This window comes from Pedobacter sp. PACM 27299, from assembly GCF_001412655.1.
In the GTDB taxonomy this organism is placed as follows: Bacteria; Bacteroidota; Bacteroidia; order Sphingobacteriales; family Sphingobacteriaceae; genus Pedobacter.
Map to the genome: position 1 here is coordinate 3,794,954 of NZ_CP012996.1, position 25,521 is coordinate 3,820,474.

The 25,521-nt window shown below is 42.0% G+C and carries 18 protein-coding genes and 1 riboswitch; of the genes, 3 read left to right on the forward strand and 15 right to left on the reverse strand.

Annotated elements, in window-relative coordinates; genetic code table 11:
• Nucleotides 1-21 precede the first annotated feature (21 nt).
• The 9 genes from AQ505_RS15850 to AQ505_RS15890 all read right to left on the reverse strand — a co-directional run bounded on the left by AQ505_RS15850 (nucleotide 22) and on the right by AQ505_RS15890 (nucleotide 14,048).
• Nucleotides 22-1,836, reverse strand: coding sequence for a serine hydrolase (locus tag AQ505_RS15850; RefSeq protein ID WP_062549072.1), 1,815 nt, complete (start codon nucleotides 1,834-1,836; stop codon nucleotides 22-24).
• 147 nt (nucleotides 1,837-1,983) lie between these two features.
• Nucleotides 1,984-3,717 carry a DUF4091 domain-containing protein gene (locus AQ505_RS15855; protein WP_082461574.1) on the reverse strand — a complete coding sequence of 578 codons (1,734 nt, stop codon included), beginning with the start codon at nucleotides 3,715-3,717 and terminating at the stop codon, nucleotides 1,984-1,986.
• A 96-nt stretch (nucleotides 3,718-3,813) separates the two neighbouring features.
• Nucleotides 3,814-4,968, reverse strand: a complete 1,155-nt coding sequence (locus AQ505_RS15860; protein ID WP_062549073.1) for a DUF3095 domain-containing protein — start codon at nucleotides 4,966-4,968, stop codon at nucleotides 3,814-3,816.
• A gap of 161 nt (nucleotides 4,969-5,129) precedes the next feature.
• A complete protein-coding gene (locus tag AQ505_RS15865; protein WP_197286193.1) occupies nucleotides 5,130-5,966 on the reverse strand; it encodes a glycerophosphodiester phosphodiesterase family protein in 837 nt (278 codons plus the stop codon).
• Between the two features lie 59 nt (nucleotides 5,967-6,025).
• On the reverse strand, nucleotides 6,026-7,321 hold the full coding sequence (locus AQ505_RS15870; RefSeq protein WP_062549075.1) for a purple acid phosphatase family protein: 1,296 nt from the start codon (nucleotides 7,319-7,321) through the stop codon (nucleotides 6,026-6,028).
• A 23-nt stretch (nucleotides 7,322-7,344) separates the two neighbouring features.
• Nucleotides 7,345-8,817 (reverse strand): SusD/RagB family nutrient-binding outer membrane lipoprotein, encoded by a 1,473-nt coding sequence (locus AQ505_RS15875; RefSeq protein ID WP_062549076.1) that lies wholly within the window; start codon nucleotides 8,815-8,817, stop codon nucleotides 7,345-7,347.
• Nucleotides 8,818-8,829: 12 nt separating this feature from the next.
• Nucleotides 8,830-12,282, reverse strand: a complete 3,453-nt coding sequence (locus AQ505_RS15880) for a SusC/RagA family TonB-linked outer membrane protein (protein ID WP_062549077.1) — start codon at nucleotides 12,280-12,282, stop codon at nucleotides 8,830-8,832.
• Between the two features lie 96 nt (nucleotides 12,283-12,378).
• Nucleotides 12,379-13,401: a FecR family protein gene (locus AQ505_RS15885; protein WP_062549078.1), complete on the reverse strand. Its 1,023-nt coding sequence runs from the start codon at nucleotides 13,399-13,401 to the stop codon at nucleotides 12,379-12,381.
• A gap of 92 nt (nucleotides 13,402-13,493) precedes the next feature.
• Nucleotides 13,494-14,048: a sigma-70 family RNA polymerase sigma factor gene (locus AQ505_RS15890; RefSeq protein ID WP_062549079.1), complete on the reverse strand. Its 555-nt coding sequence runs from the start codon at nucleotides 14,046-14,048 to the stop codon at nucleotides 13,494-13,496.
• A 124-nt stretch (nucleotides 14,049-14,172) separates the two neighbouring features.
• Here AQ505_RS15890 and AQ505_RS15895 point away from each other — a divergent pair, with 124 nt between their 5' ends.
• Entirely contained in the window at nucleotides 14,173-15,588 is a 1,416-nt protein-coding gene (locus AQ505_RS15895) for an alanine/glycine:cation symporter family protein (protein WP_062549080.1), read from the forward strand.
• An 87-nt stretch (nucleotides 15,589-15,675) separates the two neighbouring features.
• Complete coding sequence (locus tag AQ505_RS15900) at nucleotides 15,676-16,806, forward strand: adenylate/guanylate cyclase domain-containing protein (protein ID WP_062549081.1); 1,131 nt, start codon at nucleotides 15,676-15,678, stop codon at nucleotides 16,804-16,806.
• On the opposite strand, the gene AQ505_RS15905 is transcribed toward AQ505_RS15900, so the two are convergent.
• From AQ505_RS15905 to metE, 3 genes are all read right to left on the reverse strand, one after another.
• A complete protein-coding gene (locus AQ505_RS15905) occupies nucleotides 16,803-17,765 on the reverse strand; it encodes a methylenetetrahydrofolate reductase (protein ID WP_062549082.1) in 963 nt (320 codons plus the stop codon). The two genes, AQ505_RS15900 and AQ505_RS15905, sit on opposite strands and share 4 nt — an antisense overlap.
• Before the next feature lie 12 nt (nucleotides 17,766-17,777).
• Nucleotides 17,778-19,052, reverse strand: coding sequence for a serine hydroxymethyltransferase (gene glyA, locus AQ505_RS15910; protein ID WP_062551065.1), 1,275 nt, complete (start codon nucleotides 19,050-19,052; stop codon nucleotides 17,778-17,780).
• Nucleotides 19,053-19,143: 91 nt separating this feature from the next.
• Complete coding sequence (metE, locus tag AQ505_RS15915) at nucleotides 19,144-21,450, reverse strand: 5-methyltetrahydropteroyltriglutamate--homocysteine S-methyltransferase (protein ID WP_062549083.1); 2,307 nt, start codon at nucleotides 21,448-21,450, stop codon at nucleotides 19,144-19,146.
• A 149-nt stretch (nucleotides 21,451-21,599) separates the two neighbouring features.
• Nucleotides 21,600-21,790, reverse strand: a riboswitch (cobalamin riboswitch).
• A gap of 186 nt (nucleotides 21,791-21,976) precedes the next feature.
• Between metE and AQ505_RS15920 the strand changes: the two genes are divergently transcribed.
• A complete protein-coding gene (locus AQ505_RS15920; protein WP_062549084.1) occupies nucleotides 21,977-22,438 on the forward strand; it encodes an Lrp/AsnC family transcriptional regulator in 462 nt (153 codons plus the stop codon).
• 129 nt (nucleotides 22,439-22,567) lie between these two features.
• Here AQ505_RS15920 and AQ505_RS15925 read toward each other — a convergent pair whose 3' ends face one another.
• From AQ505_RS15925 to AQ505_RS15935, 3 genes are all read right to left on the reverse strand, one after another.
• A complete protein-coding gene (locus AQ505_RS15925) occupies nucleotides 22,568-22,951 on the reverse strand; it encodes an acyl-CoA thioesterase (RefSeq protein ID WP_062551066.1) in 384 nt (127 codons plus the stop codon).
• A 127-nt stretch (nucleotides 22,952-23,078) separates the two neighbouring features.
• Nucleotides 23,079-24,290, reverse strand: a complete 1,212-nt coding sequence (locus AQ505_RS15930) for a hypothetical protein (protein WP_062549085.1) — start codon at nucleotides 24,288-24,290, stop codon at nucleotides 23,079-23,081.
• Nucleotides 24,291-24,299: 9 nt separating this feature from the next.
• Entirely contained in the window at nucleotides 24,300-25,520 is a 1,221-nt protein-coding gene (locus AQ505_RS15935; RefSeq protein ID WP_157262415.1) for a hypothetical protein, read from the reverse strand.
• Between the last annotated feature and the right edge of the window lies 1 nt (nucleotide 25,521).

Below are 25,521 nucleotides of genomic sequence, written 5' to 3' on the forward strand. Positions count from 1 at the left end.
ATAAAAGCGTTTTTTTGACAGTTATTCCGTAGTTAATGATTTAACTATTTTCACTGCGTTTTCATTTCCCGGCTCAAGTTTTAAAGCTTTTTTATAATTCTCCAGCGCCAGGGATTTATCGCCATTTGCAAGATAAGCCTCACCAAGACTATCAAATACATCTCCAACTTCTGGATACAGCAAAGTATTTATCAGGAAAATATCTATAGCTTTTTTATACATTTTGGCATGTAATAACTGATAGCCCTGTTGGTTGATATAAGATACACTGAGTATACCATGATCAGGATGATCAATTTTCCCCTTTTTAAAAGCGGCTAAGCCCTCCTCAAAGCGTCCCTCCAGGACCAAACTATAAGGAGTACGGGCTTCATCTGTCATTTTTGGGTTATCGTAGCGAATTGGATCGTTTAACATCGAGTAAACGATATACATTTTCTGGTCTGTTGGATTGGTCAGAAACTTTAATTTTCGCTCCCAGCCATTCTGCACATAAGTATCTGCTGCTACTTTAAACAATTCAGCAGGTTCTTCCGCATTGTTTTGGAGGAATAGTCTCCCTTGCTGTTCGTAAACTTTTGTCTGACCATAAGTATCCGTCTGATAAAGGCCTACCGCTTTGTGGAAATCCGCCGCATTTAAGCCTAATTTTTTATAGATTGGAAATTGAAAATCCGGCCAGTTATAAGTCGTCGCAACTGCACGGATGAGTTCATTAATCAATTGCGGCTGATTTCCATTGCTGAGGATGGCTACCCCATCGCCATTTTTAGTATTTGCGAAAATCTGACTCGAAAAACCTTCATTCCAGCCGCCATGATTAAAATACTGCGTCTCATTCCTTTTTTCCAGAAATAACCCCAGCCCTTCAAAAGGTTCAATAAAAGGACTAACCATTTTCTGCGCCATCGTTTGTGAAATCACTTGATGGCTATCGCCCTTTAAAGTAGCCTGCAAATCGATTATAAATTTCGCAAGATCTGTTGCGGTCGTCCAGAGTCCGGCAGGAGCCATTTCAGGATAAGTATGTCTTTTACCTGGAACTTCTGAATGATTGGGTAAGTAACCGGTTGCCGCAAATTTCAATTGTGCGGCGGATAAAGGCTGGTCATAAGTACTGTTTTTCATGTCCAGCGGACCGAGCACAAGTACTTTCATCAAGTCAGGATAAGACTTTCCTTCGATATCGATCAGCATTTGCTGTATCACACAATAGCCGCCACCTGAATATCGTAAAGCTCCACCAGGTGTTTTATCCACTCGGATTGCTGGAGAGTTTGCTGGTTTTTCACCATTGAGCACCTGAATAAGTGTAGGAATGGATTCGCCAGCCACATATCCTCTAAACCCACCAACAGTAACTCCGCCGCTATGGCTTAATAAATGTTTCAGGTTTACCTTTTTTGTATTAGTAAATTCATTATCAGGAAGCTTCCAGGATTTAAGGTAGCTATTTACATTCTCCTCCGCATTGATTTTACCCCTTTCCACTTCCTTTAGTGCAGCATAAGCACTTACCGGTTTACTGATAGAAGCTGCCTGAAAAAGCGTCTCACTGGTTACGGGCTGTTTACTCGTTTTATCTGTGATGCCGTAGTTTTTAACATAGGCAATTTTCGAATTTTTGATCACCGCAATCGTCAGCCCGGGAACTCCGTAATGTTTCATTCTGGATTCAATCGTCCAAACGGAATCTCCTTCAAAACGAAGCACAGGAATTAATCCCGACTCCACTTTTTTGATCATTGCCTGTGTATCGCTGCCAGATTGGGCAAACAGCTGCTGACTACTCAAAGAAGCGATCAGCAATAAAGGAAGTAAGGGTGAGAATTTCATATTGCTCTTTTTCTAAAGACATCAAAACCTAGTCAATAGTTACAAAATTCAGAGCATAATTATGATTTCCTTCACCGCTCTTTTCTAAACAGCCTACGATGAAGGAAATCACAATTCATTAATTGACAGTTATTGCTGCAAGCTGAATTATTGATTCAGCAGTGGTTTTACTTTTTTCAGCTGGTCATCAGCTGTGGTCTTCGACAATGATTTGATGTCGAAAATCTCGAGAGCCTTATTCAGCTCATTTAGCTGTTTAGTTTGCTTATTTTTAGCATAAGATGCTCTCAAATACTTGATTTTTTCAAAATCCTGACCTCCTTCAACAAGTTTTTCAAACCTGATAGAACTCAGCGGACCTGGATAAACCATATAGGTATCACCAGCTGGCCAGGTGATAAAACGGCTGTCTTTCAGTGGATTTTTTGTCCAGCTGTTATAAGCCCAGCGTAAGTATCCTTCCATATTTTTACTTGCAGTATACCAGCCGATCCAAACGCCTTCTGCTGGTGAAGAGAAAGTAAAACCATTTGGATAAGGCTCTGTGCAGCAGGTATACCAGGTGCTCAGCTGACCTTTTTCCTTACGTTTTGCCAAAGTAGCTGCCGGGAACTCCCATCTTGAAGCAATACAATACACATCAATGTCCTGCTCTATTTCTGGATGATAATCTCCAGCCAATGCAATTTTCCAGTTTTTATCCGTCTCTTTTAGTAATTTGATGACAGATTTCATGGCCTCCATTGGTCTTTCGTCCATGGCAATATAAGTTTTGCTGAACCATTCTTTTTGTTTCAGGTGCTGTGTGAAGTCCAGCAGCATCGTCTTCCAAAAAGCATTATAAGCAGGCGTACCAATTGCCTCTGTAAATAACGCTTCTTTTTGCGCAGCTTCATCGTAATAAGTGAAAGCGATTTTCCAAGGCACCATACTGTAACAGTTGATGCGTTCCGTAATGCCGCAATCCATTACAAAAGATATATATTTATCAAATAAACTGTAGTCATATTTCCAGGTACCATCCTTTTTCTTGGTCCATTTTACTAAACTCGGATAGTCGTCATAAGTTTGATGCCCCCAAGGTTCATTTACAATACTTGCAGTAATTGTTTTTTGACCTGCATCGGCCAGCATCGTGTAGTAATCTTTCATCAATGAAAAATGTTCAGGGCTCCAAAGCTTCGCATTGTGCACGCGGGCTATAGCCGCTGGATGCTGCCATAAATCTAAATCATATTGCCATTTATTAGGCGCTGGCAATGTCTTGTCCAATACCTGAACCGTTACAGCTAAAGCATATTCCTTATCCCCTTTTACCTTAATAATGCCTTTATAATTGCCAGGAATGGTGTTGGCTGGTACTTTGATGCTCAACCAGATTGGCTGAGTCGTATGATTCTTCAGTAATACTGATTTAGTTTTTGTGTCGATGGCATCAGCTACATAAGAAGAATCGAAATCCTGTGGTTTTCGGTGGCCGCATCCATTTCTAAATTCATCAGTGATGACATAGTCCAGAAAGCCAGCCGTTATATTTTCTTTTTTAATCGCATGCCCTTGTGCATCTTTAAGGTCATTCAGCTGTACGCTGATATTGTTCAAACTTTTGTTTGCCCATACCAATACTTGTGTATGTATCTTTTCACCTTTCCAGGCTTTTGCTAACCAGACTTTTTCCAGCGTCACTTTTGGTGGCAATTCTCTTGCAAAACGCACATTAGAGGAGGCAAAACTTACATTTAACCCATTAGGTACTTTAGCCCAATCCGCCTGAAGAATTTTAGGATTTATCAAGGGCTTTTTTTGCAGCGCTAAGCTTGCATCCTGAGCCTTAATATTTAAGCAAAAGAAGGATAGACTAATAAAAAATAGCTTTTTCATAAGTCTAAGTTAGCCAATTAGGGAAGAAGGAAAAATGGCTACTGTATCAGGACTGTTACGCAAGCGTTTGTTTAAATGTAACAATATGGATAGGTTTCATGCGGACACCAATTTAGACTTCAACATGATTGCTGCTTTTGTATATCCTCCCTCAGATCCATCTACAAAATGGACATGACCTTCTTCCAGATCACGCACATAGCAAGACATGACGGCGTCATTACTAATGTGGATGCCATATTTAACCTCTCCCTTCTTTTCTAATTCCTCCAAAGCGCTCAATAATTTTAATCTTTGTCTGTCATCCCCGGAAATCACGGTATTTATCTTCCCATCGATGACCAGTGTATCAGACATCTCCACCAATCGATTCAGGTAATTCTTGCCTGGTGTGGTATAAAAATAAATGTAACCATAGAGATTGGTCAGCCAGGTACGGACCAGTTCAACGAAATTCAGCGCTCCAACTCTTCCCCGCAGCTCCAGACGCAGGCGGTTAAAAGTGGTTTTGAGCTTGAGTTTTGCTACTGAAATTGGCTGCCGCTGCCGCGGTTCCCCATAAATATCATCCAGCAGTTTAAACACTTTACTGAATACGGCAGACTGCTCATGACCATTGTCGGCAAACACTAAAAGGGTGACCACCTCCGTACTATTTTCAGGAGGTCCGATTTTATCCCATCGGCACTGCATTCCAGTAAGATCCAATTCGGCTGCTACATCCGCTAACTGGCCAAACAAATAATCTTCGGCTTTGATCAGTCGTTCTGCATAATTCAACCCTGTTCCCAATACTACAGGTATGGAAAATGAACTCGAAATATTGAATTTACTGATCCGAAGTTCGTGTCCCTGGTTATAAACCTGCTGCACAGGAACTGTACCCACACGGAGCTGAAGGCCAAAGTTAAGCAGCACATTTTCTTTATACCGCAGCAGCAAATTCATTAGCGCAGGCAATACTGAGGGAGGAACGATAAATGTGGCCCCATCTCCTCCGAAAAAAAAAGGGACTGTCATTCCTGTTTTGAAAACAAAATTCAACACGGTGACAATGCTGCCGGTAGCTAGAAAATTAACAGTTTCATGCTTTCCCTCCTGTATCGCTTTAGTAGATCCCTTAATGTCGCTAATGATCACATGCCAGTCCTCAGGCACATGCTCAAAAAGGCTGGTATTTTTCAGCAGTTCAGGCAGAGACAGTTTATGCGCTGGTAAATGATGATAAAATAAGTCGCTGGTTCCCTGCATACGAAAAACAATAAAGGTTCATTGAAACTACAACAAATCCTGGATAAAACAAATACCTAGAAAAGTACCTGCCTTAATCAGAAAACAAGGATAAAACAACAGCTTCTTCTGGTCAGAAGAAGCTGTTGTTTTACCGCTATAAAAATGAAGAAATGCCTGACTTAACGTTCTGAAACTTTTAGTCCATTACGCAGGTCATTCGTTTTCAGGTATTGAATCAGCGCTGCCGGGTGATCCGTTTGTACCCCCTGAACCCCTTTCTCCATGGCTGCTTTCCATTTTATCGGATCTTCGTCTGCCATCTGCACATCCAAAAAGATCGACAATCCCTTTTCCCTCATTGCAGCTACAAGTGCTGCGTTGGGAATATTATCGGTCGCTTCTAAAGGCATTTTCTTAAGTACAGCGATCAGCTCCTCATTAGTTTTGATGCTTTTTGGCAAGCCAGACATTAATGGCATCTGTGGCGCCAATTCGCGCCAGGATTTATAATCTTCCATTTTGTTGATATAAACCAATACTTGTTTGTCCATACCAGCAGCCTGAATTTCCTGGTAGGCCTTTAAGACATCAGCCGCTTTAAAATCCAGGTAAATGTGAATTCGGTTCTTACAGGTTTTTAAGGCCTCCATAAAGCTTGGCACACGATACTTCTTGCCATCCCTGGCATTCAAACTTAGTTTTTGAACTTCATCCAGGTTTAAATCCTGAATTCTGCCTTTTCCATTGGTCGTCCCATCTACAGTTTCATTGTGGAGTAAAACCAAATGACCATCACGGGTGGTACGTAGGTCTATTTCCACGTAATCAGCGCCAAGTTCAATAGCTTCCTCAATGGAGACAATGCTATTTTCAGGTTTTACCAAATGGCTTCCCCGATGGACGATCACGATAAAGCCATTTTTAGATTTGGGCAGCGGCGCTAATGTCCGCTGTCCAAATGAAATAGAAATGAAGCCCATCAAGATCAGTGTGAAAAAACTTGTTTTTCTATTCATGATCATCATTTAAATGATTATTATTTTGTTACTGCTATTTCTATGATCCTCTTAGCTTGTTATTGTGGTGATTGCTTTGCAGCAGGATTCAGGTCTGTAAATTCAGCGGCATGGTCTCTGCTTGTTTTTTTCAGAGAGAAAGCATCGAACAATTCGCCAGAGGTTTTATAGGCTTCAAACTTTAAATTCTGGCCATCAATATGGATGGTTTGAAAAAGCTGTGTATTTTCCAAAGAGACATTCATCCATTTGGCACCATCCACTTTATACATTTTAGGACCGGCTACAGAAACCAGGTAAACTGGTCCGCTGGCCTCTCTACCCGATAATCCACGGGGCAGATTTTGTCCGCGGCTATACGTATGGTCATGTCCCTGTAACACCAGGTCGATGTGGTATTTATCAAATAATGGCTTAAAGCGTTCCCTGAAATCTTTATTGTCCCTGCTTTTAGCTGTAGAAAAGATAGGATGATGAAAAGTAATCACTGTCCACAATTGCTTGTTTTCTTTTAATACATTTTCCAGCCATTCATATTGGATTTTAGCAGCCGCCTCATCCAGGATAATCATTTGAGAATCTAAGGAAATGACGCGGACGTTTTGATAATCGACATAATACACAGATTCCTCTAAACCTTTAGGACCATTACCCGGCAAAGTATACTGCACGCCCCAATGGGGATCAAGGACAAGTTTTTTCTGCTCATCTCTTACATATTCATGATTTCCTGGCGAAGGTAAGCTAGGAATCATTCCATTGATGAAACCGCCTCCGTAATGCCACTCTCCCCATTCCTTATCATTGTTTGAGCGGTTGATCAGGTCACCGGTATGGATAATGAAACGGGCATCCGGCTGCTGCGAAAATGCTTTTCTAATCACGCGCGACCATTTTGATCGGATATCATTCTGCGCATCGCCCAGATAAATAAAAGAAAAAGGCTTATTGGTATCTGAGGCAGTGGTAAATTGAAACCACTCGCTCCAATGCTCCCCTGCACCTACACGGTAAGCATATACCGTTCCTGGTTTCAGGTTGTTAAAAGTAACCTGATGGTATTTTGCTGTGGCATAGTTATTTCCGCCGGATAAAACACGGGATCCTGCGTCATAATTCGTAATTGATTCTTCCAGCGCAGGACTGGAATCTTCTGCTTTAATTTGTGCTTTAGCAGCATTAATCGTAGTATCTGTACGCCAGGTTACCGTCTGACTGATTTCAGGATTTCCGGTCCAGGTTAAAATCACACGATCTGGAAAAGGTTTAGGATTAAAATCCTGGGCATTGGTTTCGCTGAGGCCAGCTGTTACCAGCATGACCATGAGCGCAATTGAACGTTTAAATATATTCATCTTGAATTTGAGCTATTTATAATTTATTTCAGGGACCACATGAGTGTCGTTTCCTTATCGGCGCCAAAGGCGGACACTGCTTTTTGATAGTTCGCTTTATTTTTAGCGCTTTCAGAATCCGGGAAAACATAACGTTTTGGAATTCCGCGGCCAGCAGCCAGCGGTCCTGTCACGAAAGCAGGATACCCTGTACGACGCTGATCAAACCAGCCTTCAGCACCTTTAAACAGCATCGCCATCCATTTCTGGGTCATCAGCTGCTCTTGTGTACCATCGTATTTTACGATCGCCTGATCAAAATAAGTGGCAGCTGCAGTCAGCGAATAACTGCTCATCGATTCTCTTATCCCTTTATAATACAACGATTCGGCACTTTCGCCAGGTACAGTTAACTTCCCTTTCTGCATGGCTTCTGCCAGGATAAAGCAAAGCTCAGTATAAGTCACCAGACTTGCTTTCAATAAAGGGTTTGAAGAGGCACCATTCTTTCTGAAAAAACTGGACGAAAACACTGAAACATGATCCTCACCGCCGTTGTATGCCGCAGGGGCGTCAATCGCATTCGGTACGCCAACATATCTATTCAGGTCTACCGTTGAACCGACAGTACTTTTAACGGGCTCTACCCATCCCGCCAATCTAGGGTCGTTTCTTTGCAGCAAACGATCCACCAGTTCCTTACTTACTTTTGTTTTCTGGTAATCAAAATCAATCATTGCCAGCGGTCCTCCAGGCCAGCTATAGCCAGCCAGATTTCCTAAATAAGGGATTTCTGCATTATCAGCACTGCTTTCAAAAATTGGGAAATTCGTTTTATCATTGATAATTTCCTGCATTTCAGTAAAGGCCGGGCCATAATTTTTCGAGATGCGCAGCAGCATTCTTAAGCGCAGGCTGTTGGCAAATTTACGCCATTGCAAGACTTTTCCCTTGAACATCACATCCGCTTTGACATTGATATCCGGTGCTCCGCCTTTTAAAAGATCATTGGCTTCGCGCAGTTCCTTCAATAAATCAGGATAGATCGCTTGCTGCTGATCATACTCCGGATAAATCAAATTGCTCTCTTTAGATTTCAGCGCCTGTGAATAAGGAACATCCCCATATAAATCCGTTAAATAGCCGAAGTTAAAGGCCTTAATAATTTTGCTGATCGCCACATATTGATTTTCAGAACGTTTCTGTGCCGTCTCCATAAAGGTTTTATTGACAGAAAGACGGGCATAAATATCATCCCAATCCACTGGTCCCCAATCAAAAAGATCATATCCCGTATTGCGAACCAAGGTCAGGTAGCGTGCTGCAGATGCTGGTCTTCTGCCCACTGCATTTTCCTGATAGGCATAAGCAGTAGACAATACGACTTCAGACATCAGAAACTCTGTATTGGTCGTTTCCGGGGAATTCGGGTTGGTATTGATTTCTTGAAAATCTTTAGTGCAGGCAGCCAATAGCGTCACACCCAGCACCAGAATGGTTTTATATTTGAATTTCATTTCTGATAATCATTAAAAATTACAACTTAATTTAAAGCCAAAAGAGCGTGTTCCTGGCAGCGTCCAGTGACCAACGCCCAATTTGAATCCTTCGGTCACACTCATGGTACTCTCCGGATCATAACCCAATCCATTGGCCGTCCAGGTATACAGATTTCTACCGATCAGGGAAATAGAAAGGTTGCTGATGGGTAGTTTTTTTAACAATTGCTGATTAAATACATAAGTCAATGAAGCTTCTCTTAACTTCAGGAAAGTTGCAGAGTAGGTTAAGCGCTCATAGTATTTGTTATAGGTGTTGTTGTAAAAATCAGAAGCAGCAATGATCACCTTGTTTTCAGAATAGCTGCCGTCAGTATTGGCGATAAAACCAGGAATAATCATTCCGTCATTTCTACTTCTTCCTTGAGAATCTACCCATGGCAAACCTCCGCTTTGGGCATCTCTGCCGACCAGCGTGTTGTCTGTTAAACCGGCATTGATCAAACTTTTAACAACGTAAGAGTAGAAATTACCGCCTTTACGCCAGTCTAACAAAACGTTAAGCGTAAAACGCTTATAACTAAATGTATTGTTAAAACCGACCGTAAAATCAGGGTTGTAATTACCCACCTTTAGGTATTCGCTGTTGTTGCGGATATAATGTCCGGTTTTATCTAATAAAGCAGCACCAGCATTTGGTCCCGTTGGTACCTTGGTATAACTCGGTGTATAGAAATCTCCGATTTTTGTCCCCTCTTTAATCAGGTAACGAATATTATCACCATCGGCACTGCCCATAGAATATTCAGGTAAACCTTCCATCAGCGAGATCACTTTGTTTTCATTCTTTGTGAAGTTCACATTCATTTCCCATTTAAAATCAGTCTTTACCGGAACGGCGAAGAAGCCAATTTCCCATCCGCTGTTTTGGATGTTACCGGCGTTGATCAATCGGTTTGAAGCACCTGAGGCAATGGTAGTAGGAATATTGATGATCTGGTTTCTTTTATTTGTTTTATACCAGGTCACATCCAAACCTAAACGGCTGTCGAGGAAGCGTAAATCTCCACCAAACTCATAAGAAGTAGCAATTTCTGGTTTTAGGAAATTGTTTTTAAGGTTAAACTCAATAGTAGCTCTTTTCACATCACCCCAATCCTGGTTAAAAGGAACGGTGTTGTACAATTGGTAAGGATCCGTATCACTACCTACCTGTGCCCAGTTGGCCCTGATTTTGACAAAAGACAGCACATTAGACTTAATTTTAAACACATCTGTCAATACAGTGCTGAAGGAAACAGAAGGGTAGAAATAAGAATTGTTTTCTGGAGGAAGTGTGCTGGACCAGTCATTCCTTCCCGTCACATCCAGGAATACCATGTCTTTATAGGCGGCATGTCCCATTCCATACAAACTGTTGATTCTCTTACGGGAGCTATATTGCGAATTGGTAATCGTTCCCGCCTGTGCATTGTTGATATTATAAATACCAGGGATACTCAAACTTTCGGTACGCTGCGCCGTACTTCTTCCCGTTTGATCCATCTGGTTTCCTCCTGCAGAAAGGCTGAAAGACCAGTATTCATTTAAGGTTTTCTTGTAGCTCAAAAGGAAATCTGTATTCTGCTCCTTGAAGAAACTATTGTCTACCCCATAGCCACCAAATTTAAAACGTTTAGAACTAAAAGGACGTTTGGTTTCATGCTGTTCATTGTACATATCCAGGCCAGTACGCGCCATTAAACTCAGGTCGTTAGTCAGGTCAATTACTGCCTGTACGTTCCCGGTGATGCGGTTTCTATCGTAACCATTGGTATGTTGATAGGCAACAAAAAATGGATTATCCGAATCATCAGGAGAGAATTGCTCCAGGTTTTCACGCCCTGGTTTCCAATAATTCCTCAGATCGTTGATGTTCATATTGGGAGGCATGGAATACAGCATCTGGGTAACGCTTTCCCTATAAGCCGATGGACGGTTGTCACTTTTATTATTTACATAACCGAAATTGGTGCTGATCTTAACTTTAGGATGCAGCACATAAGTTGCAGCAAGGTTTAAAGTATTCCTGCTCAGATCGGTGTTGGGAACAATCCCTTGATTCTTCAGGTTGGTATAGGAAAGTCTGTAATTACCCGATTCATTCTTGCCGGTAATGGCGAGATTATTGGTATACGTAGAACCAGTTTCATAGAAATCTTTCACATTGTTTGGATAGGATACCCAATCTGTAGGAATTGGCTTTCCATTGGCATCCAGCGGACTGTTCCATTGCAGGTGTTTAGTACCTACATTCAATCTAGGACCCCAGGCCGAACTGGTAGAAACTGCCGGATCATCAGTATAATCTCCAGCACCAAACTCAGTTTGGAAATGAGGGAAAAGATAGGCTTTATCATATTGAGCGCTGGAATTGAAGCTTATTCCTAAACCTTTTTTGTTGGCTGCACCACTTTTTGTGGTAATCAAGATGACACCACTTCCTGCCCTGCTGCCATATAAAGCGGCAGCACTGGCACCTTTCAACACAGTAATCGTTTCTATATCATCCGGGCTGATGTCCGCAATCGGACTACCATAATCTACTGAAGAGCGTCCAAACTCAGATGTTGCACGTAAAGAATGGGCTACAGGAACACCATCTACCACAAAAAGCGGCTGGTTATCGGTTGCAATAGAAGATTGACCACGGATGGTAATGAAAGCAGAAGAACCAGGATCGGAACCTGTGCTCACTACATTTACTCCAGCCACTTTTCCGGCCAGCGAGTTGATGACATTTACTTCCGGAGCAGTGCTTACATCAGCACCTTTAACCGTTGCAATGGAGTAACCCAGCGCTTTTTCGGAACGCTTTATCCCTAGTGCCGTAACCACGACCTCTGAAAGCGCAGTTTGATCCGGTACCAGCTTAATATTAATCGGCAATTGCCCTTTAACTGCTATTTCCTGAGTCTGATAACCCATCATTTTAAATAACAGTACTGAGGATGCATCCTGTACATTTAAACTATACTCCCCGTTAAAATCAGTAACAGCGGTATTGCCTACTCCCTTTTCAATGATGTTCACACCAGGAACCGGCAGGCCCTTTTCGTCGGTTACCCTTCCTTTTACCCGGATTGCTTTCTTAATAATGACTTGGTTGTTTTGAACCTGGTAAGTCAGCTGCATCGGGGTTAATATCCGCTGAAGCAAGGTGCTGACCATTTCATTATCAACATTAACAGTTGGTACGTACCGGTTTAAGACGGCATCTTTATTCGTGTAAACGAATGAGAGATTGGTTTTCTTTTCGATGTTTTTAAGTAATTCGGTTAAGGTGCCGTGTTTAAAGCTGAAACTGATTCTGCTGTTGAGCTCCTGCGCTTTTAAAGGCGAGGCCTGCCCTGCGAAGAGCATTACAGAAAGAAAAATGTAGATCAGGGTAAAAAAACGCATTACTTTAAAAATTAATTGATTAGTCACTGCGGACTTTTTCATAACTTTGAGTGTTTTAATCGTGATGGGTTAAAATAAAATTGAATTCTTAGCCGAAAGCGTGCGTCAACATGCTTCGGCTATTTTTTTGTACATAGTCTAATTACATTTACCTCCTTTTATATAAATTGTCTGTTTGTTAATGGTGTAATGGATGTCTAATGTCATTTGAATGGTTTGTAAAACTTCCTTGATATTGACGTTGCCAAATTTGGCGGTCAGCTTGCAGTCTTTAAATGATCGGTCTGCAAGGACCTGTACTCCATAACGACGCGCTATGGTGGCAAAAACTTCTTCCATTGGGCTCTGATCAAATGACATTTTCCCTTCAGTCCAGCCAATTGCGGTACGGGCATCTTCCAGTTGCTTGCGATAAAGCAGTCCGGATTTCAAATCAACACCTGCTTTTTGATTGGGCAGCAACTGTATGGCTGTCGACTGTATTCCCGCAGAATCCCTGGATACCGCAACTTTACCAGTCAGCACAGTTACTTCAGGATTGGATTTCCCCCATGCAGCGATGTTAAAGCTGGTTCCCAAAACCAGGGTCTGGATGTTTGAGCTGCGTACCACAAAAGGATGATTTGGATCACGCTTTACTTTAAAGTAAGCCTCTCCTACCAGTTTCACCGTTCTCATGGAAGCTTGTCTGAAGTTATTTGGAAAGCTGATGCTGCTTCCTGCGTTTAATAGGATCTCCGTACTATCGGGTAGTATGATATTGGTGATTTGCCCTGGCGACGAAGTTTTAGTAGTCCAGGCCGTCTGAACCACTTCAGTCAGTACTGGTCTATTTTTATTAAATAAGATAAAGATGGACATGGCTGCAACTACAGCTGCTGCTGCGCCCAGCCAAATTTTAAATGTAGGTTTCTTCTGTACAGGTTTTTCAGTTTCCAGCGAATTTTGAATCGCTGCAAACCCAGATTTCCAGGCATCCGATTGCGGGACCACCGCCGTACTTTCCCAAAGCCAGATTGCCTGATCCAGTTCCTGCTGGTGCAATGGATCTTTACGAAGCCAGTCCTGTAAACGCTCCTCTAAATTTGCCGCCTCCTTCCATTCCCCCCGCTCTTTCGCAGCTAAATATTCGAGTACCAGTTTCCAGATTTCTTGTTCCATTGTGATGCTTTTTATAACTAGAAGACAAGATTCGAAGAAGGATTACGGGCCCAAAAACGTTAAGTATCCATTAAGAAATTGTTAACTGCAATTTATTGGAATTCGGCCCTGTTTTTCAAGACTTTTTCCTGTAAAAACTGAAAGCCTTTAACTAAATGATCTTCTACTGTACGAACAGAAATATCCAGCAGGGCTGCAATTTCTTTATAACTGAAACCCTCAATTCTATACATATAAAAGATCAGGCGTCTGCGCTCCGGCATTTGATCGATCAGGTCGTAAAGCATCCGTACTTTGTCTTTATGCTCATACGTTTGAAAAGGATCCGCTTTTAGATCTACAATTCCCTGGACTTCGTCTTCCTCAATTTGCTGATAGCTTAATTTCGAAGCTTTATGATAATTGCTGGCGCCATTTTTTACTGCCCGGAACAGATAAGCTTTTTCATTGACAAGCAGCACTTTGTTTTTCCAGATGGCGATAAACACATCATTTAAAATCAGCTGTGCATCTTCCACATCTTTGACCAGATATATCGCATACTTTTTAAGCGTAGGAAACATCCGACGGTAAAGATCCTCGAACGCTTTTCCATCGAAGTCATTGATAAGGTCCCCATTAAATCCGACAGTAGTGTTTTCGCCCATAGAATATGAAGCGAAATTAGACTAAGCAAATGACGCGGATATTAACAAAGTGTTAAATGAAACAGAGAAAAGTAATTGAAAAGATACCCGCATACTTTAAAAAAAACCGTTATTTTACGTCCGAATGGAACAAATCATCAATCAAATAAACGACCTGATCTGGTCAAACGCCCTTATTCTCCTATGTATGGGAGCAGGTATTTATTTTTCAGTAGTCACCCGTTTTGTACAGCTCCGCTACCTGAAAGAAATGATTGCACTCCTTTTTGGAGGCAGCAGTTCCGATAAAGGTGTGAGTTCTTTCCAGGCCTTTGCCATCGCTATTTCCGGTCGTATAGGAACTGGAAATATCGCCGGAGTGGCCACTGCCATTGCTATGGGAGGTCCTGGTGCCGTGTTTTGGATGTGGCTGATTGCTTTCTTAGGCAGTGCATCCGCTTTTATTGAAGCCACATTAGGTCAGATCTATAAACAGGTAAATAACGGACAATACCGTGGAGGCCCTGCTTTCTATATTGAAAAAGGATTAGGGGTAAAATGGTATGCCACCATCTTTGCTGTAGCAACCATATTGAGTACCGCCTTATTTTTACCAGGTGTTCAAAGCAATAGCATCGCCCTGAGTATCAACAATGCCTTTGATGTACCTGTTGCTTATACTGGTATCGGCGTTGCGGTATTATTGGGCCTGATCATTTTTGGTGGTGTAAAGCGAATTGGGAAAGTAGCAGAAATTGTCGTCCCTTTTATGGCTGGTGCCTATATTTTAATGGCGATTGTGATCATGGCCATGCACATTCAAGAGATTCCATCAGTGATGATGCTGATTGTAAAATCCGCATTTAAACTTGAACCTGCCTTTGCCGGTGTATTTGGGATGGCTATCGCCTGGGGCGTAAAACGAGGGATTTACTCCAATGAGGCTGGTCAGGGAACTGCACCGCATGCAGCCGCAGCAGCAGAAGTAAGTCACCCGGTGAAACAAGGTCTGGTACAAGCTTTTTCTGTATATGTAGATACCCTGTTTGTTTGTACCGCAACTGCTTTCATGATCCTCTTTACCGGAAAATACAACGTGATCAATCCTGATGGCGGCTTTATCGTAGAAAACTTACCAGGAGCCAAAATTGGCGCTGAATATACCCAGCATGCAGTAAATGCGCATTTCCCTAGTTTAGGCTCTGGATTTGTCGCGATCTCCCTTTTATTTTTCGCCTTTACCACCATCATGGCCTATTATTATATCGCAGAAACTAACTTAAGTTACCTGGACAAAAAAGGTCGGAAATGGGCTGTATGGACCTTGCGTATATTGATTCTTGTGGCTACATTTTATGGATCTATTAAAACTGCAGAAGCAGCCTGGACATTGGGCGATATTGGTGTAGGTGTGATGGCCTGGTTAAATGTTGTGGCCATACTTTTACTGAGAAAACCAGCTATGATCGCTTTTAAAGACTATCAGCAGCAGCGTAAAGCAGGTAAAGATCCGGTATTTAATGCCAAAGAATTGGGCATCAAAAACACTACTGAATGGTAAAAGCCCCCCAGATTGTATTATCTTGCAGACGTTTTTATTTACCCGGATGAATGCCAACCAAAACTCCAAAAAAAAGCGTTAAATAAGATGTCCAAAAAATGGGATTATACCAGTTCTGCACGAAAATTCACCGCTAAGTTTCCAGTCTTAAGTTATCTGGGCATACAAATTAACTTCTGGATCATTGCCAATGTTTTTCTGTGTGTGCTCATGCATTTACAGTCACTGTCCATCAGTGAAACTTATCAGATCCATAGGCCTGGTGGACTGGGCACCACCTTAATACTGGCGGTACTTTTCGGATTTCTTTATGGGGTGATCCTTGGCTTAACCGATCATTATCTGGATAAGAACATCCAGGAAAGACAATCTATGGGCAGGATAATTTTGATCAAATCCATCCTGTCCCTCGTACTGATTGTCTCGATGCTGGTTTTCATCAAGCGCATTTTCTTTGATCTATTTGTAGATCCAAGCCTATATGCGCCCAACTTTATGGTCAAAGATAAATCATGGGAGTACATCTTCTTTATCCTGGTGATCTACTATTTCTTCATGACACTCATCTTCAGTTTTATCAACCAGGTGAACAGGAAATATGGCCCCGGTGTATTGATTCCACTATTGCTTGGCAAGTATAAAACGCCAAAAGAAGAAGAACGGATTTTCATGTTTATGGACTTAAAATCCTCCACGGCTATCGCAGAAAAGCTGGGACACTTCAAATACAGTTCATTTATCAGAGATAGTTTTTTAGACATCAACAAGATTCTTTTATCTTTCAATGCAGACGTTTACCAATATGTAGGAGATGAAATTGTCGTCACCTGGAGGGTAGCTGATGGAGAGAGAGACCTCTCCTGCATTCGCTTCTTTTTTGGCTGTGAAAAACAGTTTCAAGACAATGCCGATTATTACCTTTCCAATTATGGAGTTTTACCGCATTTCAAAGCAGGTCTACACATGGGGAAAGTGACCGCTGTAGAGATTGGCGACATCAAAAGAGACATCGCTTATCACGGCGACACCTTAAATACAGCGGCAAGAATTCAAAGCGTCTGCAATGACTACCATAAAAACTTTCTAATCTCAGAATATGCTTTAGCCTCCTTAGATCCGCACCATCAACTGAAAACAGAAGCTATAGGGATGATTTTGCTCCGAGGTAAGTCCGTTGAGGTGGGGATTTTTAGTGTGGAGGGTATGGAATCAACTTAATCGTTTCTGTCTGACAAAACCGGCTCCATCCTTCTGATTCCTTTCTTCTGCAGCATTTCTGCAATTTCATTGACCATAAAGATCGATGCTTCAATCTCGTCTTTTCGGATCGCTACACTTTCAATATTGAATCCGAAAGGGACACAGCGTTCCGCACAAAATGCAGTAAGTTCAGCGGCAATATCCAGGCAGACATTCACTGATCTTTCCAGCATATTATCCGCAAGCTTAAGCTCTTCCTTTAGTGAAGCCGGAATGTGAATCCCCAGCCATTCCATAAAACACAAGGTTTTAGTAGATCCGCAGGCAGTCAGCGTAAAAATGATGGTGGGTGCAGTCTTTTGCTGCTCCAGACAAGTCCTGCAGAGGTCTTCTACCACTTTTTTCGCATAACTGACATCAAACACACATTGCGAGATAAAATAGCTCACCCCACAGCTGGCCTTGTCCAGAATCCGTTGGTCTTCGTCCTTTAATACCTCATGCCTTTCAGGAATGGTGACCGCTCCCATAACAGAAGTGTAGTTATATTTATTCCAAATCCCATAAGCCTCCGGCAAACTGATTTTAACCGGGAAATCTGGTGCGGGTACCCCCACAAAAACCGGGTAGAAATCATGCCGATGAAGGTCTTCCAGCCAATCCGACAGCTCTTCTCCAGAAAATTTCCCCGCAGGGCGATAGATAATCTTAGGAAGATCAAGCTGCTGAAGATAGCCTGCTGCAAAACTAAAAGGATCATGAGCTTTCAAAAAAGGAAATGGCCTTTCTTCACAGGTACGGGCAGATTCATCCTGGACATCGTACACAATTAAGGCATCAATATCCAAAGGGATTAATCTGGCAATCGTCTTTTCCGCGATTTCTGCAATTCGCTCCGCTGTAGTCTCTGATTTTGGAGGGGTAATTCCGTAGGTTAAAATTCCGGATGCTCCGGATTTGATTTTATTTAAGAACATTAATAACGAACGTTATGATTTATATAATGGGTTTTCTTCCATCATCCGTTCTACCTGCTCACGTACTTTCTTTAGTCCAACTTCATCTTCCGGATGGTTAATTACTTTATCAATTAGGGCTACAATCTCTTCCATATGGTTTTCTTTTAACCCACGGGTCGTGATGGCAGCAGTGCCAATTCTGATTCCTGAGGTCACAAATGGCGATTTATCATCGAAAGGCACCATGTTTTTATTCACCGTGATCCCTGCTGCGCCTAAGGCATTTTCGGCAGCTTTGCCACTAATATTTTTATTTCTCAAATCAATCAGCATCAGATGGTTGTCTGTCCCACCCGATATGATTTTATAATCCAGGTTCACAAAGGCCTGTGCCATGACCGCAGCATTCTTTTTCACCTGAATAATATAGTTCAGATAAGTATCGCTGAGCGCTTCCCCAAAGGCGATTGCTTTTGCGGCGATGATGTGCTCCAATGGCCCGCCCTGTGTACCAGGAAATACCGCCATATCCAGCAATGCCGACATCTTTTTAAGTTCACCTTTTGGTGTTTTCTGGCCAAATGGATTGTCAAAATCCTTAGCCATCATAATCAGTCCACCTCTAGGCCCTCTTAATGTCTTATGCGTGGTAGTGGTTACTACGTGGCAATGCGGCAAAGGATTGGCCAATAAACCTCTGGCAATAAGACCCGCAGGATGTGAAATATCAGCAACCACCAATGCAGCAATCTCATCGGCAACTGCCCTTATAAATTGATAATCCCAATCTCTGGAATAGGCCGAAGCTCCACAGATGATTACTTTTGGCTTTTCTCTCAAGGCTACTTCCTTCAATTGCTGATAATCGATCAAGCCCGTTTCGCGGTCTACACCATAAAAAAACGGCTGATAGATCTTTCCTGAAAAGTTTACCGGAGAACCATGCGTCAGGTGTCCACCATGGGAAAGGTCAAAACCAAGGATCTTATCTCCAGGCTGCAGCAAGGCCAGAAAAACCGCAGCATTTGCCTGCGCTCCTGAATGTGGCTGAACGTTTACCCATTCGGCACCAAACAATTCTTTTGCTCTGGCAATGGCTATCTTTTCAATCTCATCTACCACTTCACAACCACCATAATAACGCTTTCCAGGCAAGCCCTCCGCGTATTTATTGGTCAGTGCAGAGCCTGCAGCTTCCATCACCTGTATGCTGACAAAGTTTTCGGAAGCGATCAATTCAATTCCATTTTCCTGACGTTCCTGTTCTTCAGAGATCAGCTTAAAAATCAGTTCATCTCTTTCTATTGTTGCTTTCATTAAAATAATATAACCCGGTTTAACTATCGGATGGAGTAGGTAAAAATACTACGGGCTTTAACGCCCGTAGTGCTATGAATTAAAGTACACTTTCTACACTGATCTGTACCCTCGCCTGTTTAGCGGCGGCTACCATATTGATCAATGCAGCTTTAGTTTCCGGCCATTTACGTGTTTTAAGTCCGCAATCCGGGTTTACCCAAAGGTTGCGCGCTGGCAGCAAATCTGCTGCTTTTGCCAACAGGGAAGCCATTTCTTCTGTACTTGGTACTCGTGGAGAATGGATATCATATACCCCTGGGCCAATCTCATTTGGATATTCAAAGTTGGCAAAGGCTGCTAATAGCTCCATTTGTGAACGCGAAGTCTCAATGGTGATCACATCAGCATCCATAGCTGCAATGTGTTCAATGATGTTATTGAACTCGCTATAGCACATGTGCGTATGGATCTGCGTTTGATCCTGTACACCGCTTGCAGTGATGCGGAAAGCTTTCACTGCCCAGTCCAGGTAATGCGGGTGTCTGGCTTTTCTTAATGGCAATCCTTCACGAATCGCTGCTTCATCAATCTGAACAATTCCGATACCTGCTTTTTCAAGCGCGACCACTTCATCACGGATGGCAAAAGCAATCTGGTTGGTCGTCACATCTCTAGGCTGATCGTCACGCACGAATGACCATTGCAAAATGGTGACCGGGCCAGTCAGCATCCCTTTCATTGGTTTATCGGTTTGCGCAGCAGCAAATTCGCTCCAGCGTACCGTCATGTTTCCTGGGCGGCTTACATCACCATAAATTACAGGCGGCTTAACGCAGCGACTGCCATAACTCTGTACCCAGCCATTTTTAGTAAACAGGAAGCCATCCAGCTGCTCGCCGAAATATTCCACCATGTCATTACGCTCAAATTCGCCATGTACCAACACATCCAGGCCAATTTCTTCCTGCCAGCGGATGGTCTCTACAGTGGCTTGTTCAATCGCGGTTTCATACTGTTCAAGTGTTAAATCACCCTTTTTAAACCTTGCACGCAATTGTCTAATGTCGTCAGTCTGCGGAAAGGAACCAATGGTAGTTGTAGGGAAGAAAGGCAATTGGAAGCGATCATTGTGCAATTTCTGGCGTACAGGGAAAGCACTTATACGTGTGGCATCAGCTTCAGTGATCCCAGCAACGCGGTCTTTAACAGCTTGTTTGTGCACTTTTTGCGAAGATCTTCTGCTTTCAATCGCTGCCTGATTAGTGCTCAATAAGTCCTCATCTCCTGCGGCAATCTGTTTCAATTCTGCGACTTCAGTCAATTTCTGTTTGGCAAAAGCCATCCAGTTCTTGATTTCAGGATCGATAGCAGTTTCCAGATCCAGGTCAATTGGACTGTGCAGCAATGAGCAGGAAGCTGAAATAATGACCCTATCCTCCCCCAATTTCTCCACCGCTTTATAGATCAGGGCCAATGATTTATTATAATCATTTTTCCATACGTTACGGCCATCTACCACACCCAGGGAAAGTTGAAGTCCATCAGGAATCAAGGCCAGTACTTCCTCCAGCTGTTCCGGAGCACGTACCAGATCAATGTGCAACGCAGCAACAGGAAGGCTTACTGCCAGCTGTGTATTGTCTAACAAGGCATCAAAATACGTAGCTACTACGATTTTAATACCGCTCACACGGTTTGAAATCGCGCGATAAGCATAATCAAATGCTTCTTTCTCTTTTTTCGAAAGGTCAAGTACCAGGCAAGGCTCATCCAGCTGAATCCATTTCGCACCCTGCTGCCTCAGGCGATTGATGATGTCGACATATACCGGCACTAATTTTTTAATCAGGTCGATGCGCTCAAATCCCTGTTCTTTTTCTTTACCCTGCAAAAGGTAACTTACCGGACCTAAAAGTACAGGTTTAGCTTTTTCGCCAAGCTGCTGTTTTGCCGTATGGTATTCGCTAAAAATATGCTCATTAAAAATTCTGAACTCCTGATTGGCGGTAAATTCAGGTACGATATAATGGTAATTGGTGTCCAGCCATTTGGTCATTTCCATGGCGGTGATGTCCAATCCATCTTTTTGATAACCACGAGCCATCGCAAAATAAAGGTCAATTTCTTGGTTTGATTTCACTTGCGAAAGTACCGGCGAATAGCGCTGAGGGATTACGCCCAACAATAAGCTGGTATCCAATACCTGATCATAAAAGCTAAAATCATTGCAAGGGATCAGGTCAATTCCAGCATCCAATTGGGTCTGCCAATTTTCTTCCTTGATCTTGCGGGCCACCGCATTCAGTTCATCCTTACCTATTTTACCTGCCCAATATTGTTCAGAGGCTTTTTTTAGTTGTCTTTGGTTACCAATTCGCGGGTAGCCGAGGTTTTGTGTTAACATTTCTTAAAAAGATTTAATTAGAAAAACTTTTAAATTGCTTTTGCCAGACTTCAAAATGCTTCACAAAAAAAGGGCATACTGTGTCCTCCAAACCGGCTGATGGCCAGTCTTAAAAAATCATCAGATCATTTACTTTAATTCGCGAAAGCATTGTCTTTCCAGAATGGGTAGGTCTCCTGACTTATAACATTTCAGCCGCCCTTCCCATCTCTTTAGAAGACAGTGGACCTATTTTGGCAGAAACTTTTTGGTTACTTACAGTTGCGCGACAGTCCGTGATTTTAACACGGTTCCCTTTTAATTCCGATTTTCATCGAAAACCTTTTCCGGTAGATAAAGTATAGAAAAGAACTATTGTTTAGCATTCAGGCCCGCAGCGGGACTAAATGCTAAACAAATGTACATACGAAGATTATATATCTTTATAACTCCCATTAAATAAGCATAATCAGCTTTTTTGTAGAAACTTTAAAGCATAATATCCTTTTTAGTTACTATTTTTACTGTCCTAAAGGGAAAATATGCTATGGAAGAATTGGATGAAACAGATTTACTGCTACTAAAGATATTAGGCGACAACTCAAATTACACGGTAAAAGAGCTCGCCGCTAAGGTAAACCTCTCCACCTCACCAGTTTTTGAGCGCATAAAAAGGCTGGAAAGTACAGGGTTTATTAAAAAATATATTGCAGTATTGGATGCGGAGAAATTCAACCAGGGCTTTATTGTTTTCTGCAACATCAAACTCAAACAGCACGATAGAAAGATAGGTCACCGCTTTGTAGAAGACATTCTAAAGATTGATGAAGTGGTAGAGTGTTATAATATCTCTGGGGATTATGACTTTATATTAAAAGTCTATGCAAGAGATATGAAGCATTACCAGGATTTTGTTTTTAACAAATTGGGATCTGTTAAAAGTATAGGAAGTACGCACAGTACCTTCGCCATGGCAGAGATCAAGAACTCTTATAATATTAATTTTTAAACTTACAGCCCGGTATAAAAACCGGGCTGTAAGTTCTATGACAACTGGCCGTCAATCAACAAAACCGACTTAATCGACTGTTATTTAGTTAAATAACACCAACCTAACGTTTACCTGGTTCAGTATTCTTTAACGGATTGGAACTGGTTGCTGATCCTCTCCAATGGCGACTAAAGTAAAAGCGCCGCTCACTACTTTTTCCCTGAACTCTTCGCTCATTTTTTCCAAATAAACCTCCACCTGAATCGTAATACTGGTATTCCCGATTCGTTGAACCCGTCCAACCAATTCTACCAGCGTACCGGCAGGAATGGGTTTGCTGAAATCGATCTGACCACTGCTCACCAATACAAAGTTTTTCCGGCTAAATCGCGTCGCCGTCATGAAGGCAGTTTCAGTCATCATCATTAATATACGTCCGCCAAACATCGTATTGTGGTGGTTGGTCGTATCAGGAAACACAACTTTAAAAACATGTGTTTCCGATTTATTGATCTTTTCCGCTATCGTCATTTTAATTTCTGTTATTATTGATCTGCACCCTGCCATTTTCCATCCGCCACTTATCCCTATCATTACTGAATCAGACCAGTCCAGGTATTCCAATGTATAGGCTCCAGTATGGTTCAATATTAATGACTTACTTATAAAAATTTAAATCTCTCGTTTCTTCATAGTTGCAGGTCAGCAAATCTAAAGCACCGACAGCACCCATTGTAGGAACATATACTTTTACAAAATCGATGCCTGGTAAATGAACTTTTTTACCGTTCGCATCCACAGCCCAGCTGATGTCGATTGATGAATCCTTAATCCCGCCATAACCCCAGTCGAAAGTAGCTACGTTAAAGCTGGTGCCTGCGCCATCACTTACATCTTTAACCGGCACATACACTTTCGTTCCTTTCAAAGTATACGAATCCCCAAGCCACTGCGGGTAATAATTCCATCGTCTAAACTTTGTAGTCTTCGTAATGGCACCTGATCCGTTTTTATTGTCGGTATACTTAAGATAGCTCGTATCAAACTCCCATGCAGCCTTTCCCGCTACAGCAGGTTTAACCGGATCTGGTTTGTAATAAGTCATTTCATAATTTTTGACGGTAGTAGATTTATGGTATTCACTACCAGCGATCTCATACCATTCATTCTCATCGGCAATACCATTTTTATTCGCATCATAGGCCACAAATATGCCCGCAGGAGAAAATTTAATATTGTTATTAGTCTTACTCATCTGCACTATAAAATCACGTGCAGCATAAGCATTGATCACCGTGTGATCAAATTTAGTCACTACATAACCTCCAAAAGTTCCTAGAGTAATCGCATCTCCATTATCAAGATTCAATTGCATTTCTGATAAAACTGCTGATTTGTCCGTAAATTCCAGACCATCATTACTAAATCCTGGAGCAGGGAAAAAATCTACCAGTAATAATGCCTTTGAATTGTACGTTTTATTCGTTTCTGAAACCTTAACTTTCGTAGCAGCCTGCTTCGTCACTTTACCTGATGTTACCGTAAAATTTACCGCATAATTATTCGCCGTTGGTGCAATAAACTGTAAAGTCTTGGTATCGCAGATCACAGAATCCTTAACTACCCCGTCCTTACCCGTTACTTTTACCGTCCATTTATATTGCGGAACTAGGCCATTGCTATTTTCAATGGTCACTTCAGGATCGATCAGGACCACATTATACCTGGCTACGGCAAAATCTGCGGCTAATTTGATGGCAATAGTCTGTTCAGGATCATTAATTGCCTCTGGCTTTACCACATCTTTACTGCAGGAATATAGCGCTCCAAAAGCCGAAATACACAGGATATGTTTGATATATTTTTTCATCTTCTATACTTATCTTAAATTGTACTTTTTTAATAGGTGAAGGTCTCCGGCTCCAGAGAATTTAGTCGCCATAGCAGATTGCTGCTGACAAAGGCCCATAGGCTCAGACACACAGTTGACCACTTTGATAAAATCTACACCCGGAAGATTTGCCTTGTTTCCGTTTTTATCCACTGCCCAGTCGATGTCAATATCAGGATCTACCGAATTCACATAGCCCCATTGCGGTGCTGTAAAATTCCAAAGGGTAGTCTGTCCTGCACGTGCAGGCCCAAAACTCACATTTAACTTCATACCTTCAAAAACAGCGGTATTCTGAGTAGCCCAAAGTGGAAAATAGTCTTTTCTGGTCTTAGCTCTTGACAGATAGTAAGTTTCCGCTTGATTGTTTTCGCAGAAGATGTGCTCACGATCGGTAAAAGGATCGTTAGGACCAGCCACCACTACCGGTAATCCTGCTGCTTTTTTATGATAAGTAACCTTAAAATTCTTAATGGTATTTTCTTTTACATGCTGACTTCCGATAATTTCATACCATTCATCTTCATCAGGCTGACCGTTTTTATTTTTATCATAAGCCACATAGATCAATCCAGGTGCTGGCGGATCCAATCTATCGCTTAAATCACCTCCATAAACCCTGAAATCTTTTTGTCCAGCAACATTCACCACCGTATGGTCAAATCCGATGACAATCGAACCTCCAAATCCACCTAAATCCAAGGCATAACCCACACTGGTTTCATTTATCCTGCCCAATGCTCTGCGCACTACATCTGCCTTTACATTGCCTGCCACATACAAATCATTGGCAAACATTCCCGGTGCAGGGTTGAAGTCAAAAATACTGGTCACATAAGGATTGTAGTTTTTGGCCTCATTGATCACGTTAATGGTTGTTTTCTTCAGGCCTTTTTTACCGCCAGAAACCACATTTAAACTCAATTCATAGGTACCAGGATATACCGCGATAAATCGTAGGTCTTTGGTTTTTCCAACGATAGAATCTGTAACCTGGTTCACTGGATTTTTTGTCATCACCCACTCGTAAGCTGGGTTGGCAGTATTGGCATCAGCGGAAATGTTCAATACCGTAAATGTATTTACCTCATATTTTTCCTGAAGCGTAATGTCTTTTGGATTTAAAACCTCCTCCGGTTTCACATCATTTTTACTGCATCCCGCAAATACGCATGCGAGTAACAACAAATGAGTAAAGTTATTCTTCATA